The following is a 15,905-nucleotide window of genomic DNA, read 5'->3' on the forward strand; positions in this document are numbered from 1 at the left end:
CAACAGTATGCGCCAGCGCCTCAGCAGCAGCCTGTGGCACCGCAGCAGTTTGCGCCAGCGCCTCAACAGCAGCCTGTGGCACCGCAGCAGTTTGCGCCAGCGCACCAACAACAGCCTGTGGCACCACAACAACAGCCGCAAGACAGTCTGATCCATCCTTTATTAATGCGTAATGGTGACAGCCGTCCAGTTCAGCGTCCAACCACGCCGCTGCCGTCGCTCGATCTGTTAACGCCGCCACCGTCTGAAGTGGAGCCGGTTGATACCTTCGCTCTCGAGCAGATGGCTCGCCTGGTTGAAGCGCGTCTGGCCGATTTCCGCATCAAAGCCGATGTCGTGAACTACTCGCCAGGCCCGGTCATTACCCGTTTTGAACTCAACCTGGCACCAGGCGTGAAAGCGGCCCGAATTTCTAACCTGTCCCGTGACCTGGCTCGCTCGCTGTCGACCGTTGCGGTGCGTGTGGTGGAAGTTATTCCCGGCAAACCGTATGTCGGCCTGGAACTGCCGAACAAGAAGCGTCAGACCGTTTACCTGCGCGAAGTGCTGGATAACACCAAGTTCCGTGACAATCCCTCTCCACTGACGGTGGTATTGGGTAAAGATATCGCAGGGGATCCGGTGGTTGCCGATCTGGCGAAAATGCCTCACCTGCTGGTTGCGGGGACCACCGGTTCCGGTAAATCGGTGGGTGTCAACGCCATGATCCTGAGCATGCTCTACAAGGCACAGCCGGAAGATGTCCGCTTCATCATGATTGACCCGAAAATGCTTGAATTGTCAGTTTATGAAGGCATTCCGCATTTGCTGACTGAAGTGGTCACCGACATGAAAGATGCGGCCAACGCCCTGCGCTGGAGCGTCAATGAGATGGAGCGTCGCTACAAGCTGATGTCTGCGCTCGGCGTGCGTAATCTGGCGGGTTATAACGAGAAGATTGCTGAAGCCGCGCGGATGGGCCGTCCGATTCCGGATCCTTACTGGAAGCCGGGCGATAGCATGGACGCGCAACATCCGGTACTGGAAAAACTGCCCTATATCGTCGTACTGGTGGATGAATTCGCCGACCTGATGATGACCGTGGGTAAGAAAGTGGAAGAGCTGATTGCCCGTCTGGCGCAAAAAGCGCGTGCCGCCGGTATCCACCTCGTTCTGGCGACTCAGCGGCCTTCCGTAGATGTCATTACGGGTCTTATCAAAGCGAATATCCCGACCCGTATCGCCTTTACCGTGTCGAGTAAAATTGACTCCCGTACCATCCTCGATCAGGGGGGCGCGGAGTCGCTTCTGGGGATGGGCGATATGCTCTACTCCGGCCCGAACTCTACCTCGCCGGTCCGTGTTCATGGTGCCTTTGTCCGCGACCAGGAAGTGCATGCCGTAGTGCAGGACTGGAAAGCGCGTGGCCGTCCGCAGTATGTGGATGGCATTACCTCCGATAGCGAGAGCGAAGGCGGTGGTGCAGGTGGTTTCGATGGTGGAGAAGAGCTGGATCAGCTGTTTGACCAGGCTGTTAACTTCGTTACCGAAAAGCGTAAAGCCTCTATTTCGGGCGTGCAGCGTCAGTTCCGTATCGGCTACAACCGGGCAGCCCGTATTATCGAGCAGATGGAAGCGCAGGGCATTGTGAGTGAAGCCGGGCATAACGGTAACCGCGAAGTGTTGGCGCCGCCTCCCTTTGAGTGATGCGGCTGCTTATTGCAAAGATGCGTAAAGCAGCTAAATTTAAGCATTTTCTTCTGTCACCTGCCTGCGGGCAGGTCCAGAATAGTGGACAAAGAGCGCCCATTCCGGGACGACGTTTTTGAAGGACTAACAATGAAAAAAATCGCAATCGCCTGTGCATTACTGAGTAGCCTTGTCACCAGCAGCGTCTGGGCTGATGCCGCCAGCGACCTGAAAAGCCGTCTGGATAAAGTGAGCAGCTTCCATGCCAGCTTTACGCAGAAAGTCACCGACGGTAGCGGGAACGCGGTACAGGAAGGTCAAGGTGACCTGTGGGTTAAACGTCCTAACCTGTTTAACTGGCATATGACCCAGCCGGATGAAAGCATCCTGGTCTCCGACGGTAAAACCTTGTGGTTCTTTAACCCGTTTGTCGAGCAGGCCACGGCGACCTGGCTAAAAGATGCCACCAGCAATACGCCCTTCATGCTGATTGCGCGTAACCAGTCCAGCGACTGGCAGCAGTATAACATTAAGCAGAATGGCGATGAATTTGCCCTGACCCCAAAAGGGAACAATGGCAACCTGAAGCAGTTCACCATCAACGTGAGCAGCAACGGCACCATCAATCAATTTGGTGCGGTTGAGCAAGACGACCAGCGCAGCAGCTATCAGCTCAAATCCCAGCAAAATGGCGCTGTAGACGCATCAAAATTCACCTTTACCCCGCCGCAGGGCGTAACGGTGGATGACCAACGTAATAAGTAAGAGGCGTGAGTGGGCAATCTGTCGCTCGATTTTTCAGATAATGCGTTTCAACCTCTGGCCGCCCGTATGCGGCCAGAAAATTTAGCGCAGTACATCGGCCAGCAACATCTGCTGGCTGCGGGTAAACCGCTGCCACGAGCGATTGAGGCCGGGCATCTGCATTCAATGATCCTTTGGGGGCCGCCGGGTACGGGTAAAACGACCCTCGCTGAAGTCATTGCCCGCTATGCCAATGCAGATGTCGAGCGTATCTCTGCAGTGACCTCCGGCGTTAAGGAGATCCGCGAAGCGATAGAACGCGCGCGGCAGAACCGTAACGCCGGGCGTCGCACCATTCTTTTTGTTGATGAAGTTCATCGCTTCAACAAAAGCCAGCAAGATGCTTTTCTGCCGCATATCGAAGATGGCACCATCACCTTTATTGGTGCGACCACCGAAAACCCCTCTTTTGAACTGAACTCGGCGCTGCTGTCCCGCGCGCGCGTCTATCTGCTTAAATCCCTTACAACCGAGGATATTGAGCAGGTGCTGACGCAGGCGATGGAGGACAAAGCGCGGGGCTATGGTGGTCAGGATATCGTTTTGCCCAATGAAACGCGTCGTGCCATTGCCGAGCTGGTGAACGGCGATGCGCGTCGGGCGCTAAACACCCTGGAAATGATGGCCGATATGGCCGAGCTGGACGGGGCCAGCAAGCGGGTGTTGAAGCCCGAATTACTGACGGAGATTGCCGGAGAGCGCAGCGCCCGCTTCGATAACAAAGGCGATCGGTTTTATGACCTTATCTCCGCTCTGCACAAATCGGTGCGCGGTAGCGCGCCGGATGCGGCGCTTTACTGGTATGCCCGTATCATCAGCGCAGGCGGCGACCCACTGTATGTGGCGCGGCGCTGTCTGGCGATTGCCTCGGAAGATGTAGGCAACGCCGATCCGCGTGCGATGCAGGTGGCTCTCTCAGCCTGGGATTGCTTCACGCGGGTGGGGCCAGCAGAGGGCGAGCGCGCCATTGCGCAGGCCATTGTCTATCTGGCTTGCGCCCCCAAAAGTAACGCTGTTTATACGGCCTTCAAAGCCGCGATGGCGGATGCTCGCGAACGGCCAGACTACGACGTGCCGGTGCATTTACGCAACGCCCCAACCAAGTTGATGAAGGAGATGGGCTACGGGCAGGCGTATCGCTATGCCCATGATGAGCCCAACGCATACGCTGCCGGTGAGGAGTACTTCCCGCAGGAAATGGCACAAACGCGCTATTATCACCCCACAAACAGAGGTCTTGAAGGCAAGATTGGCGAAAAGCTCGCCTGGCTGGCCGGACAGGATCAAAATAGCCCTATAAAACGCTACCGTTAGGTCCATCGTTGCGGTAATGTTGGCACTGTACACCCGCTCGACTTCAAGCTGCATGTGCATTGGCTGCGCTTGCTTGCCGCCTTCGCGCAGCTTGAATTATCCAGGGTCTATTACTGTGACCGCAGGCTGTGGTTACTTTTTCCTCTTTTAATTCGATAAGCACAGGATAAGCATGCTCGATCCCAATCTGCTGCGTAATGAGCCAGACGCAGTCGCTGAAAAACTGGCACGCCGGGGCTTTAAGCTGGATGTAGATAAGCTGCGCGCTCTTGAAGAGCGTCGTAAAGTTCTGCAGGTACAAACTGAAAATCTGCAGGCTGAACGCAACTCTCGATCGAAATCCATCGGCCAGGCGAAAGCGCGCGGGGAAGACATTGAGCCATTACGCCTGGAAGTGAACAAACTGGGTGAAGAGCTGGATCAGGCGAAAGCTGAACTGGACGTTCTTCAGACCGAAATTCGTGATATTGCCTTGGCTATCCCGAACATTCCTGACGACAGCGTCCCTGTCGGCAAAGACGAAAATGACAACGTTGAAGTGAAACGCTGGGGTACGCCTCGCGAGTTCGACTTTGAGGTTCGCGATCATGTGACCTTAGGCGAGATGCACGCGGGGCTGGATTTTGCCGCTGCGGTTAAGCTGACCGGTTCTCGTTTTGTGGTGATGAAAGGTCAGATCGCACATCTGCACCGCGCGCTGGCGCAGTTCATGCTGGATCTGCACACAGAACAGCACGGCTATAGCGAAACCTACGTTCCGTATCTGGTAAACCACGATACGCTGTACGGTACAGGTCAGCTGCCGAAGTTTGCGGGCGATCTGTTCCATACCCGTCCGCTGGACGAAGAGGCTGATAGCAGCAACTACGCGCTGATCCCAACCGCAGAAGTGCCGCTGACTAACCTGGTGCGTGACGAAATCATCGATGAGGACGATCTGCCGATTAAGCTGACCGCACACTCACCGTGCTTCCGTTCTGAAGCGGGCTCCTACGGTCGTGATACTCGCGGTCTGATCCGTATGCACCAGTTCGACAAAGTTGAGATGGTGCAGATTGTGCGTCCTGAAAACTCCATGGATGCGCTGGAAGAGATGACCGGCCACGCTGAAAAAGTGCTGGAGCTGCTGGGCCTGCCGTACCGTCGTATGGCGCTCTGTACCGGTGATATGGGCTTTGGTGCGTGTAAAACCTTCGACCTCGAAGTGTGGGTGCCGGCGCAAAATACCTATCGCGAAATCTCATCCTGCTCCAACGTCTGGGATTTCCAGGCGCGCCGCATGCAGGCACGCTGCCGCAGCAAGTCTGACAAGAAAACCCGTCTGGTACACACCCTGAACGGTTCTGGTCTGGCTGTGGGACGTACGCTGGTTGCAGTGCTGGAAAACTACCAGCAGGCCGATGGCCGCATCGAAATCCCTGAAGTGCTGCGTCCTTATATGAAAGGTCAGCAGTTCATCGGTTGATTTGCTTTCAAGCATAAAAAGCGCCTACGGGCGCTTTTTTTATCCCTTTGTTTTGACTCGACGCAATAACCCCTCCCTCTAAAGTAGTAATACTTCCCTGCAGATTTGCCAGCACAAAATACTGCTAAAGGGCTAATCTCGTTATTTATATAAATATATAGCGGTAACTACCGCACTCTCTTTCTTTGTGAGCAACCAGAGCGAATAGCTATGAAAATCAAAGCGCCAGAGGCTTTGCTGACAGCGGAAGTCAGTCGTCGTGGGTTAATGAAAACTACGGCGGTTGGCGGTCTGGCTGTGGCAAGTAGCGCGATCACACTCCCTTTTACCCGTCTGGCGTCAGCCGCGAATGCGCTGGCGCCCGCAGGTGTAAATGAAAAGGTAGTCTGGAGCGCATGTACTGTTAACTGCGGCAGTCGCTGTCCACTGCGCATGCACGTTGTTGATGGCGAGATCAAATACGTCGAGACCGATAATACGGGCGATGATAACTACGAAGGGCTGCATCAGGTACGCGCCTGTCTGCGCGGCCGCTCAATGCGTCGTCGGGTCTATAACCCGGATCGACTCAGGTATCCGATGAAGCGTGTGGGGAAACGTGGCGAAGGCAAATTTGAGCGTATCAGCTGGGAAGAGGCGTTCGATACCATCGCTGGCAATATGCAGCGCTTAATCAAAGAGTACGGTAACGAATCGATCTATCTGAATTACGGTACAGGTACGTTAGGCGGTACCTTAACGCGCTCCTGGCCGCCGGGTAAGACGCTTATTGCCCGTCTGATGAACTGCTGCGGCGGATACCTGAACCACTATGGTGACTACTCCACCGCCCAGATTGCCGCCGGTCTGAACTATACCTATGGCGGCTGGGCCGATGGCAATAGCCCGTCCGATATCGAAAATAGCCAGTTGGTCGTGCTGTTCGGTAATAACCCCGGTGAAACACGCATGAGCGGCGGCGGGGTCACTTACTATGTAGAGCAGGCCCGCGAAAAATCCAGTGCGCGGATGATCATCATTGACCCGCGCTATACCGATACTGGCGCAGGGCGTGAGGATGAGTGGATCCCTATCCGTCCAGGCACCGATGCCGCGCTGATCTCGGCGCTGGCATGGGTGATGATCACGGAAAACCTCGTTGATCAGCCTTTCCTCGACAAATATTGCGTGGGATACGATGAAACCACGCTGCCTGCAGGCGCACCGGCTAATGGCCATTACAAAGCCTGGATTCTGGGCCAGGGCAATGACGGTATCGCCAAAACGCCGGCCTGGGCCTCTGCGATTACCGGCATTCCACAAGAACGGATCGTCAAGCTGGCGCGTGAAATCGCGGGGGCGAAACCGGCCTTTATTTCACAGGGGTGGGGGCCGCAGCGCCATGCCAACGGCGAGCTGGTCTCCCGTGCCATTGCCATGCTGGCGATCCTGACCGGTAACGTAGGGATCCACGGCGGCAACAGCGGGGCGCGAGAAGGCTCTTACTCCCTCCCGTTTGAGCGGATGCCAACCCTTGAAAACCCGGTGCAGACCAGTATCTCCATGTTTATGTGGACCGATGCCATCGAGCGCGGCCCGGAAATGACCGCCACGCGCGACGGCGTACGCGGTAAAGATAAGCTGGATGTGCCGATTAAAATGATCTGGAACTATGCCGGCAACTGCCTCATTAACCAGCACTCGCAGATCAACCGCACCCACGAAATCCTCCAGGATGACAAAAAATGCGAGCTGATTGTGGTCATTGACTGCCACATGACCTCATCTGCGAAGTATGCCGATATCCTGCTGCCGGACTGCACCGCATCTGAGCAGATGGATTTCGCACTGGATGCCTCATGCGGCAACATGGCCTACGTCATCTTTGCCGATCAGGCCATCAAGCCGCGCTTCGAATGCAAAACCATCTATGAGATGACCACCGAGCTGGCGAAGCGCATGGGCGTGGCGCAACAGTTCACCGAGGGGCGTACTCAGGAAGGGTGGATGCGACATCTTTATGAGCAATCCCGCGAGGCGATCCCGGATCTGCTTCCTTTTGACGAATTTCGTAAGCAAGGCATCTTCAAACAACGCGATCCGCAAGGACACCACGTGGCTTATAAAGCCTTCCGCGCCGACCCCGTAGCCAATCCGCTGACCACACCGTCCGGCAAAATTGAGATCTACTCTGCGCAGCTGGCTGAGATAGCGGCCACCTGGGAGCTGGAAAAAGGCGACGTGATTGATCCGCTTCCGGTTTATAGCCCGGGCTTTGAAAACTATGACGACCCGCAGAGCAAGGATTATCCGCTGCAATTAACCGGGTTCCACTATAAAGCGCGTACTCACTCAACCTATGGCAATGTCGATGTATTGAAGGCGGCCTGCCGCCAGGAGATATGGATCAATCCGCTCGATGCGCAAAAGCGAGGCATTAAAAATGGCGATCGCGTGCGCATCTACAACGGTCGCGGTGAAGTACATATCGAGGCCAAAGTGACGCCCCGCATCTTGCCTGGCGTGGTCGCGCTAGGGGAGGGGGCCTGGTACAACCCGGATGCCAGCCGCGTCGATCAGGCGGGCTGCATCAATGTGCTCACGACGCAGCGGCCTTCTCCGTTGGCGAAGGGCAACCCATCACACAGTAACCTGGTCCAGGTTGAGAAGGCATAAGGAGTAGCCGATGACCACTCAGTATGGATTTTATATTGACTCCAGCCGCTGCACCGGGTGCAAAACCTGCGAGCTGGCCTGTAAAGATTACAAAGATCTGACCCCGGACGTGAGCTTCCGTCGCATTTACGAATACGCAGGGGGCGACTGGCAGGAGGATAACGGTGTCTGGCAGCAGAACGTCTTTGCCTACTATCTGTCGATTGCCTGTAACCACTGCGAAGACCCGGCCTGCACCAAAGTCTGCCCGAGCGGCGCCATGCACAAGCGGGAAGACGGCTTTGTGGTGGTTAACGAAGAGGTCTGCATTGGCTGCCGTTATTGCCATATGGCCTGCCCGTACGGCGCGCCACAGTACAATGCCGCCAAAGGCCACATGACCAAATGCGATGGCTGTTACGATCGCGTGGCAGAGGGCAAAAAGCCGGTCTGCGTAGAGTCCTGCCCGCTGCGTGCGCTGGACTTCGGCCCGATCGACGAGCTGCGGCAGAAACACGGCAAGCTGGCAGCCGTTGCGCCGCTGCCGTCGGCGCACTTTACAAAACCAAGTATTGTCATTAAACCCAATGCCAACAGCCGACCAACGGGTGATACCACCGGCTATCTGGCCAATCCGAAGGAGGTGTGAGATGGGAAGCGGATGGCATGAATGGCCGTTAATGATCTTCACGGTGTTTGGGCAGTGCGTGGTAGGAGGCTTTATTGTCCTCTCATTGGCGCTGTTAAAAGGGTCGTTGCGGGCAGATAAACAGCAACGGCTGATAGGCACCATGTTTGGGCTATGGGTGCTAATGGGAATCGGTTTTATCGCCTCTACCCTGCACCTGGGTTCGCCGATGCGGGCATTCAATTCCCTGAATCGTATTGGTGATTCGGCACTCAGCAACGAAATTGCCAGCGGCGCACTCTTCTTTGCAGTTGGTGGGCTTGGCTGGCTGCTGGCGATAGTGAAAAAACTGCCTGCGGGTCTGCGTACGCTGTGGTTGATCGTCACCATGGTGCTCGGCGTGATCTTCATCTGGATGATGGTGCGGGTCTATAACACCATCGACACGGTACCGACGTGGTACAGCATCTGGACGCCACTGAGCTTCTTCCTGACTCTGTTTATTGGCGGGCCGCTGCTGGGTTATCTGTTACTGCGTATAGCGGATGTTGACGGCTGGGCAATGCGTCTGCTGCCGGTCATCACGCTCATTGCGTTGACGGTAAGCGTGGTGGTGGCGCTGATGCAGGGGGCAGAGCTGGCGACTATCCATAGCGCTATCCAGCAGGCCTCGTGGCTGGTACCGGCATACGGTTCCCTGATGGCCTGGCGGGTGGTGATTCTGGTCGCCGCGCTGGTGTGTTGGATTGTGCCCCAACTGAAAGGGAATCAGCCTGCGCTGCCGCTTCTCTCACTGGCTTTTATACTGGTGTTGATTGGTGAAATGATTGGCCGTGGCGTCTTTTATGGTCTGCATATGACGGTGGGTATGGCTGTCGCAAGTTAACGCGTTTGTTTGTTATATCAAGCCGGGCCGTCGTGCCCGGCTTTCTCTTTTTTCTTCATGAAATTTTTCAACTGAGCGTTTCGCTTGCAATAAACATTAAATCAATAAAAACAGTGGGATGAATTCTGCTGAGTGCGCCACATTGCTTAGCAGGATTAGTTTTATCAATCGACGTGGAACAAATCGTGCGAGGCCCTGAAACCAGTGGATTGACTTTGTTTTTACCAGTGGCATGATGCGCACGAAATCTATACTTCCTCACGGTTTTTAATCCATGTCCACCTATACCCGGCCAGTGCTGTTACTGCTCTGCGGCCTTCTTTTGTTGACGCTGGCGATTGCGGTGTTAAATACCCTCGTCCCGCTTTGGCTCGCCCATGAAAACTTACCGACCTGGCAGGTGGGTATGGTTAGCTCGTCTTTCTTTACGGGTAACCTGCTTGGCACCTTAATGACGGGAAGCCTGATCAAACGTTTTGGTTTTAACCGTAGCTATTATGTGGCGTCGCTGATATTTGCCGTGGGATGTGCCGGATTAGGGCTGATGGTGGGCTTCTGGAGCTGGATGGTCTGGCGTTTTATTGCGGGCGTGGGCTGCGCGATGATCTGGGTGGTCGTGGAAAGTGCGCTGATGTGCAGCGGAACCTCCCGCAACCGTGGGCGTCTGCTGGCTGCCTATATGATGGTTTACTACATCGGTACCGTGCTGGGACAGTTAATGGTCAGCAAATTCCCGACCGACTTGATGAGCGTGCTGCCGTGGGTCACCGGCATGGTGCTGGCGGCAATCCTGCCTCTGCTCTTTACGCGCATTGTGAACCAACATAGCGAACATCAGGAAGCCACGCACGTCTGGCCGATGCTGAGATTGCGCCAGGCGCGTCTGGGCGTTAATGGATGTATTATTTCTGGCATTGTACTGGGTTCACTCTATGGCCTGATGCCGCTCTATCTGAATCACCAGGGCGTCAGCGATTCCGGAATTGGCTTCTGGATGGCGGTGATGGTCAGTGCCGGCATCGTCGGGCAGTGGCCTGTCGGCCGCCTTGCCGACCGTTTTGGTCGCCTGCTGGTTTTGCGCGTACAGGTCTTCGTGGTGATCATGGGTTGTCTGGCGATGCTTAGCAACGCGGCGATGGCGCCCGCGCTATTCATTTTAGGCGCAGCGGGCTTTACGCTCTATCCGGTGGCGATGGCCTGGGCCTGCGAGAAAGTAGAACATCATCAGCTGGTCGCAATGAACCAGGCGCTGCTGCTGAGCTACACGATTGGCAGTTTGTTGGGGCCCACCTTTACCGCCATGCTGATGCAGAACTATTCCGACAATTTGTTGTTCATCATGATTGCCAGCGTGTCGTTTATCTATCTGTTGATGTTGCTGCGCAAAGCGGGCAAGCATCCAACCCCGGTTGCACATGCCTGATTAAATAAAAGCCTGTCGATGACAGGCTTTTTTGTCCTCATCACATATCAGAGTTTTACGCATTGTTTGTTTATTACGCCAGGTAATAATTCACACGAGTACTACCACAATAAGGCAGCAATCATGTCTACTCGTCGTTTTATCACTACAGCGCTGGCGATAGTGTTGTCCTTAAGCTTTGCAACCGTACCTGCGATGGCTAATCCGGGAAATGGAAATGGCCACGGTAACGGGCAGGGTATTAGCGGCAATCATGGCAACGGCAATGCCAATAAAGGTAATGCTGGCAACCCGGACCATAAACAAAAAAACGGTCATCAGAACCAGGGCAAATCAAATAAAAGCGTCAGGGATGATGTCGATGCCCGCGTCAGCTACGATCATGCCCGGCATCTGGCGTTGAATTACGGCTTAACGGGGTATGATTCACTGCCGCCGGGGATTGCGAAAAACCTTGCGCGCGGCAAACCTCTGCCTCCGGGCATCGCGAAAAAAGCCGTTCCGGCGTCGATGCTGGGGCAATTACCCTCTTATCCGGGCTATGAATGGCGCGTGGTCGGGAAGGATCTGGTCTTAATTGCGCTGAGTACGGCGATTGTGACCACCATTATTAATGGCGTCTTTGACTAATAAATAATACGCCCGGTGAATACCGGGCGTATTTGTTAATACATGACCTTATGACCGTACTGCTCAAGAATGCCTTTTACGCGTTCCATGGTCTCTTTCTTCGGCGGCTTAACGCCGTCCAGCTTATACTCTTCGCCCATTGCCACCCATTTATGTTTTCCCAACTCGTGGTATGGCAGCAGCTCAATTTTTTCGACATTACCCATATCGCGGGTAAATTCTCCCAGACGATGGGCAGAATCGTCATCGTCTGACCAACCTGGCACCACGACGTAGCGGATCCAGGTTTTGATGCCTTTGCCGGAGATGTATTTCGCAAACTCCAGGGTACGATGGTTCGACACGCCAACCAGGTTCTGGTGTATCTCATCGTTCATCTGTTTGAGATCGAGCATGACCAGGTCGGTCACTTCCAGCAGTTCATCAATGACGGGATCGTAACGACGCACAAAGCCATTAGTATCGAGGCAGGTATGGATGCCTTCTTCGTGGCAGGCCCGGAACCAGTCGCGGACAAACTCTGCCTGCAGGATGGCTTCGCCTCCTGATGCCGTCACGCCGCCGCCGGAAGCATTCATAAAGTGGCGGTAGGTTACCACCTCTTTCATCAGCTCTTCGACTGTAACTTCTTTACCACCGTGCGTATCCCAGGTATCACGGTTATGGCAGTACAGGCAGCGCATCAGGCAGCCCTGGAAAAAGGTGATAAAACGGATGCCCGGGCCATCGACGGTGCCACAGGACTCAAAGGAGTGAATGCGACCAATAGTTGACATTGCGGTGATATCTCCAGCTTCGGCCCGTCCGGGGCCTGTTATGTGCACAGCTCGTGCTGACTGTGTCGAGTCTATTTTGGCTGTTATCCATCAAGTATAGATAGCGGGCAAAAGAGACTATTGCGGGGAGGTGTTAAAAAGGCCCCACTTGCGTGGAGCCTTTATTGTACGCGCTTTACCGCGTGATTTCAGTCAATTCCCGTTACATGGACTGAGTGAAAGTACGGGTAATGACGTCTTTCTGCTGTTCTTTAGTCAGCGAGTTGAAACGTACTGCGTAGCCAGATACACGGATGGTCAACTGAGGATATTTCTCAGGATGTTCCATCGCATCGAGCAGCATTTCACGGTTCATGACGTTCACGTTCAGGTGCTGACCACCTTCGATGGACGCTTCGTGGTGGAAGTAACCATCCATCAGGCCTGCCAGGTTGGTCTTACGCACTTCGTCGTCTTTACCCAGCGCGTTTGGCACGATGGAGAAGGTGTAAGAGATACCATCTTTCGCGTAGGCAAACGGCAGTTTAGCAACGGAGGTCAGAGAGGCAACGGCCCCTTTCTGGTCGCGACCGTGCATTGGGTTAGCACCTGGGCCGAATGGCGCGCCAGCACGACGACCATCTGGGGTGTTACCAGTTTTCTTACCATACACGACGTTAGAAGTGATGGTCAGAACAGACTGGGTCGGGATAGCGTTACGGTAAGTAGTGAGTTTCTGAATTTTCTTCATGAAACGTTCTACCAGGTCAACCGCCATGTCATCAACGCGTGCGTCGTTGTTACCAAACTGCGGGTATTCGCCTTCGATTTCGAAGTCGATAGCCAGACCGTCTTCGTCACGAATTGGTTTAACTTTCGCATATTTGATAGCAGACAGGGAGTCAGCCGCAACGGACAGACCTGCGATACCACATGCCATGGTGCGAACAACGTCACGGTCGTGCAGCGCCATCAGAGAGGCTTCGTAACTGTACTTGTCGTGCATGTAGTGGATAACGTTCAGTGCAGTCACATACTGCTTAGCCAGCCAGTCCATGAAGTGATCCATGCGGTCCATGACTTCGTCATAGTTCAGCACGTCGCCTTTGATTGGCTCAGACTTAGGACCTACCTGCATTTTCAGTTTTTCATCAACGCCGCCGTTGATTGCGTACAGCATGGTTTTCGCCAGGTTTGCACGCGCACCGAAGAACTGCATTTGCTTACCAACAACCATTGGGCTTACGCAGCAAGCGATAGCGTAGTCATCGTTGTTGAAGTCAGGGCGCATCAGGTCATCGTTCTCGTACTGCAGAGAAGAGGTATCGATGGACACTTTAGCGGCGAATTTCTTGAAGTTCAGTGGCAGTTTTTCAGACCACAGAACGGTAATGTTCGGCTCCGGAGAAGGACCCATGGTGTACAGGGTGTTCAGGAAGCGGAAGCTGTTTTTGGTTACCAGCGTACGACCGTCAACGCCCATACCGCCGATAGATTCGGTTGCCCAGATTGGGTCGCCAGAGAACAGTTCGTCGTACTCAGGGGTACGCAGGAAGCGAACCATACGCAGTTTCATGACCAGGTGGTCAATCATTTCCTGAGCGTCCTGTTCGGTGATTTTGCCCGCTTTCAGGTCACGTTCAATGTACGCATCCAGGAAGGTGGATACGCGACCGAAGGACATGGCGGCGCCGTTCTGAGACTTAACGGCGGCCAGGTAGCCGAAGTAGGTCCACTGGATAGCTTCCTGAGCGTTAGTTGCAGGACCAGAGATATCGCAGCCGTATTTCGCTGCCATCTCTTTAATCTGACCCAGCGCACGGTGCTGTTCAGCAATCTCTTCACGCAGACGGATAGTCGCTTCCAGGTTTACGCCGTTTTCCAGGTCAGACTGCAGGGACAGGAACTGGGAGTATTTGTCTTTCAGCAGGAAGTCGATACCGTACAGCGCAACGCGACGGTAATCACCGATGATACGGCCACGGCCATACGCATCTGGCAGACCGGTCAGAACGCCAGATTTACGGCAGTTCAGAATATCTTTGGTGTAAACATCGAATACGCCCTGGTTGTGGGTTTTGCGGTATTCGGTGAAGATTTTTTTCAGCATTGGGTCCAGCTCGCGGTTATACGCTTTGCAGGAACCTTCAACCATTTTGATACCACCGAACGGGATAATCGCACGTTTCAGTGGGGCTTCAGTTTGCAGACCAACGATTTTCTCAAGGGCTTTGTTGATGTAGCCAGCATCGTGAGAAGTGATGGTGGAAGCAACGGAGGTGTCAAAATCAACTGGCGCGTGAGTGCGGTTTTCCAGTTTAACGCCTTCCATTACGCTGTCCCACAGCTTGGTGGTCGCATCAGTTGCGCCAGCCAGGAAGGATTCGTCACCTTCATACGGGGTGTAGTTTTTCTGAATAAAGTCACGGACGTTGACTTCATTCTGCCAGTCACCTTTCGCAAAACCTTCCCAGGCTGTGGCTAACTTTTCATTAAGCTCGGACATGTAACACCTACCTTCTTAAGTGGATTTTTTATTTACTGCCTGAGACATCATCAATGATGATTATCGCCACGCAGGTAAATGACCCAGTATGTCAACCCGACCAGCAGACCCCCACCGATAATGTTCCCGATAGTGACAGGGATCAGGTTATCTGTGATGAAATTCATAATAGTCAGGTGAGAGAAACTTTCCGGGGAAGAACCGATAGCGGTCCAGAACTCCGGGCTTGCAAAATTACGGATGACGATGCCCATCGGGATCATAAACATGTTTGCAATACTGTGCTCAAAGCCGCTGGCGACAAACATGGCGACAGGCAGAACCATAATCATGGCTTTGTCCATCAGGCTACGGCCGGAGTAGCTCATCCAGACCGCCAGGCAGACCATCAGGTTTGCAAGGATACCCAGCGCCACGGCTTCAATAAATGTATGGTGCATTTTGTGGTCAGCGGTCTGCAGGACATTTAGCCCCCATCCGCCGTTGGCTGTCATATATTCACCCGACAACCACATCAACAGTACAAACAGCAGGCAGCCAATGAGGTTGCCGATGTAAACGTTGACCCAGTTTTTCGCTAACTGCCCCCAGGTAATCTTACCGCTCGCTTTGGCGACAACGATCAACACCGTGGAGGTAAAGAGGTCGGCGCCGCAAATGACGCAAAGAATCAGACCCAGCGAGAAGCAAATGCCGCCAATCAATTTCGCGATACCAAAGGGCATAGCGGCGGTGCCGGTGGTAGCAGTGATGTAGAAAACGAAGGCTATGGAGATGAACACACCGGCAGTAATCGCCAGGAAAAACGTGGTCATCGGCTGTTTCGTTGCTTTATAGACACCCGCTTCTTCGGCAACTTTCGCCATGGCAGCTGGGAGTAAAAGATCAAAAGGGTTGTCAGCTTTCACACTAACTCTCTCTTTATTAAGTCGGCGACGAGATACTAACAAAGCATTATAGAAGAGAAATTGATATAGATCATATCTCGCCTGGCTTATAGGCCCGCACTCTGCATGGTTTTACAGCAAAAGCGGAGTAAGTATTTGATTATCCGTATAAAAATAAATTTTAAAAGTTATAAAATGATTTGATTTTTTTCTTTGGCCGTCCTCCATAACAGTTAATTATAATGGAGTATTTACTATAAAAAGTTACAACAGTAACCAGGTCGCTATTATTATAGTTACCGTTA

The 15,905-nt window shown here is 53.8% G+C and carries 11 protein-coding genes and 1 pseudogene; 9 read left to right on the forward strand and 3 right to left on the reverse strand.

Annotated elements, in window-relative coordinates:
- The 9 genes and pseudogenes from ftsK to B3B59_RS01205 form a co-directional block, all read left to right on the forward strand.
- Positions 1 to 1,686: pseudogene (ftsK, locus tag B3B59_RS01165) on the forward strand (DNA translocase FtsK); the annotation flags it as partial.
- Positions 1,687 to 1,818: 132 nt separating this feature from the next.
- Positions 1,819 to 2,433: an outer membrane lipoprotein chaperone LolA gene (gene lolA / locus B3B59_RS01170; RefSeq protein ID WP_286807923.1), complete on the forward strand. Its 615-nt coding sequence runs from the start codon at positions 1,819 to 1,821 to the stop codon at positions 2,431 to 2,433.
- Between the two features lie 9 nt (positions 2,434 to 2,442).
- Positions 2,443 to 3,786 carry a replication-associated recombination protein RarA gene (gene rarA, locus B3B59_RS01175; RefSeq protein WP_286807924.1) on the forward strand — a complete coding sequence of 448 codons (1,344 nt, stop codon included), beginning with the start codon at positions 2,443 to 2,445 and terminating at the stop codon, positions 3,784 to 3,786.
- A gap of 172 nt (positions 3,787 to 3,958) precedes the next feature.
- Positions 3,959 to 5,251, forward strand: coding sequence for a serine--tRNA ligase (gene serS, locus B3B59_RS01180; RefSeq protein ID WP_040076342.1), 1,293 nt, complete (start codon positions 3,959 to 3,961; stop codon positions 5,249 to 5,251).
- Between the two features lie 210 nt (positions 5,252 to 5,461).
- On the forward strand, positions 5,462 to 7,906 hold the full coding sequence (dmsA, locus tag B3B59_RS01185) for a dimethylsulfoxide reductase subunit A (protein ID WP_286807925.1): 2,445 nt from the start codon (positions 5,462 to 5,464) through the stop codon (positions 7,904 to 7,906).
- A 10-nt stretch (positions 7,907 to 7,916) separates the two neighbouring features.
- The gene (locus tag B3B59_RS01190) at positions 7,917 to 8,534 is read left to right on the forward strand and encodes a DMSO/selenate family reductase complex B subunit (RefSeq protein ID WP_040075798.1); all 618 of its coding nucleotides are present in this window, start codon (positions 7,917 to 7,919) and stop codon (positions 8,532 to 8,534) included.
- A 1-nt stretch (position 8,535) separates the two neighbouring features.
- Positions 8,536 to 9,399 (forward strand): dimethyl sulfoxide reductase anchor subunit family protein, encoded by an 864-nt coding sequence (locus B3B59_RS01195; protein WP_286807926.1) that lies wholly within the window; start codon positions 8,536 to 8,538, stop codon positions 9,397 to 9,399.
- 274 nt (positions 9,400 to 9,673) lie between these two features.
- Complete coding sequence (locus B3B59_RS01200) at positions 9,674 to 10,822, forward strand: MFS transporter (RefSeq protein WP_046887192.1); 1,149 nt, start codon at positions 9,674 to 9,676, stop codon at positions 10,820 to 10,822.
- 123 nt (positions 10,823 to 10,945) lie between these two features.
- The gene (locus B3B59_RS01205) at positions 10,946 to 11,452 is read left to right on the forward strand and encodes an anti-virulence regulator CigR family protein (protein ID WP_286807927.1); all 507 of its coding nucleotides are present in this window, start codon (positions 10,946 to 10,948) and stop codon (positions 11,450 to 11,452) included.
- Positions 11,453 to 11,487: 35 nt separating this feature from the next.
- Here B3B59_RS01205 and pflA read toward each other — a convergent pair whose 3' ends face one another.
- The 3 genes from pflA to focA form a co-directional block, all read right to left on the reverse strand.
- Positions 11,488 to 12,228 (reverse strand): pyruvate formate lyase 1-activating protein, encoded by a 741-nt coding sequence (gene pflA / locus B3B59_RS01210; protein ID WP_040076337.1) that lies wholly within the window; start codon positions 12,226 to 12,228, stop codon positions 11,488 to 11,490.
- A gap of 202 nt (positions 12,229 to 12,430) precedes the next feature.
- A complete protein-coding gene (gene pflB, locus B3B59_RS01215; protein ID WP_046887190.1) occupies positions 12,431 to 14,713 on the reverse strand; it encodes a formate C-acetyltransferase in 2,283 nt (760 codons plus the stop codon).
- A gap of 50 nt (positions 14,714 to 14,763) precedes the next feature.
- Entirely contained in the window at positions 14,764 to 15,621 is an 858-nt protein-coding gene (gene focA / locus B3B59_RS01220; protein WP_046887189.1) for a formate transporter FocA, read from the reverse strand.
- Between the last annotated feature and the right edge of the window lie 284 nt (positions 15,622 to 15,905).

The organism is Leclercia sp. UBA2479 (assembly GCF_002341985.1).
GTDB lineage: Bacteria > Pseudomonadota > Gammaproteobacteria > Enterobacterales > Enterobacteriaceae > Enterobacter > Enterobacter pneumoniae.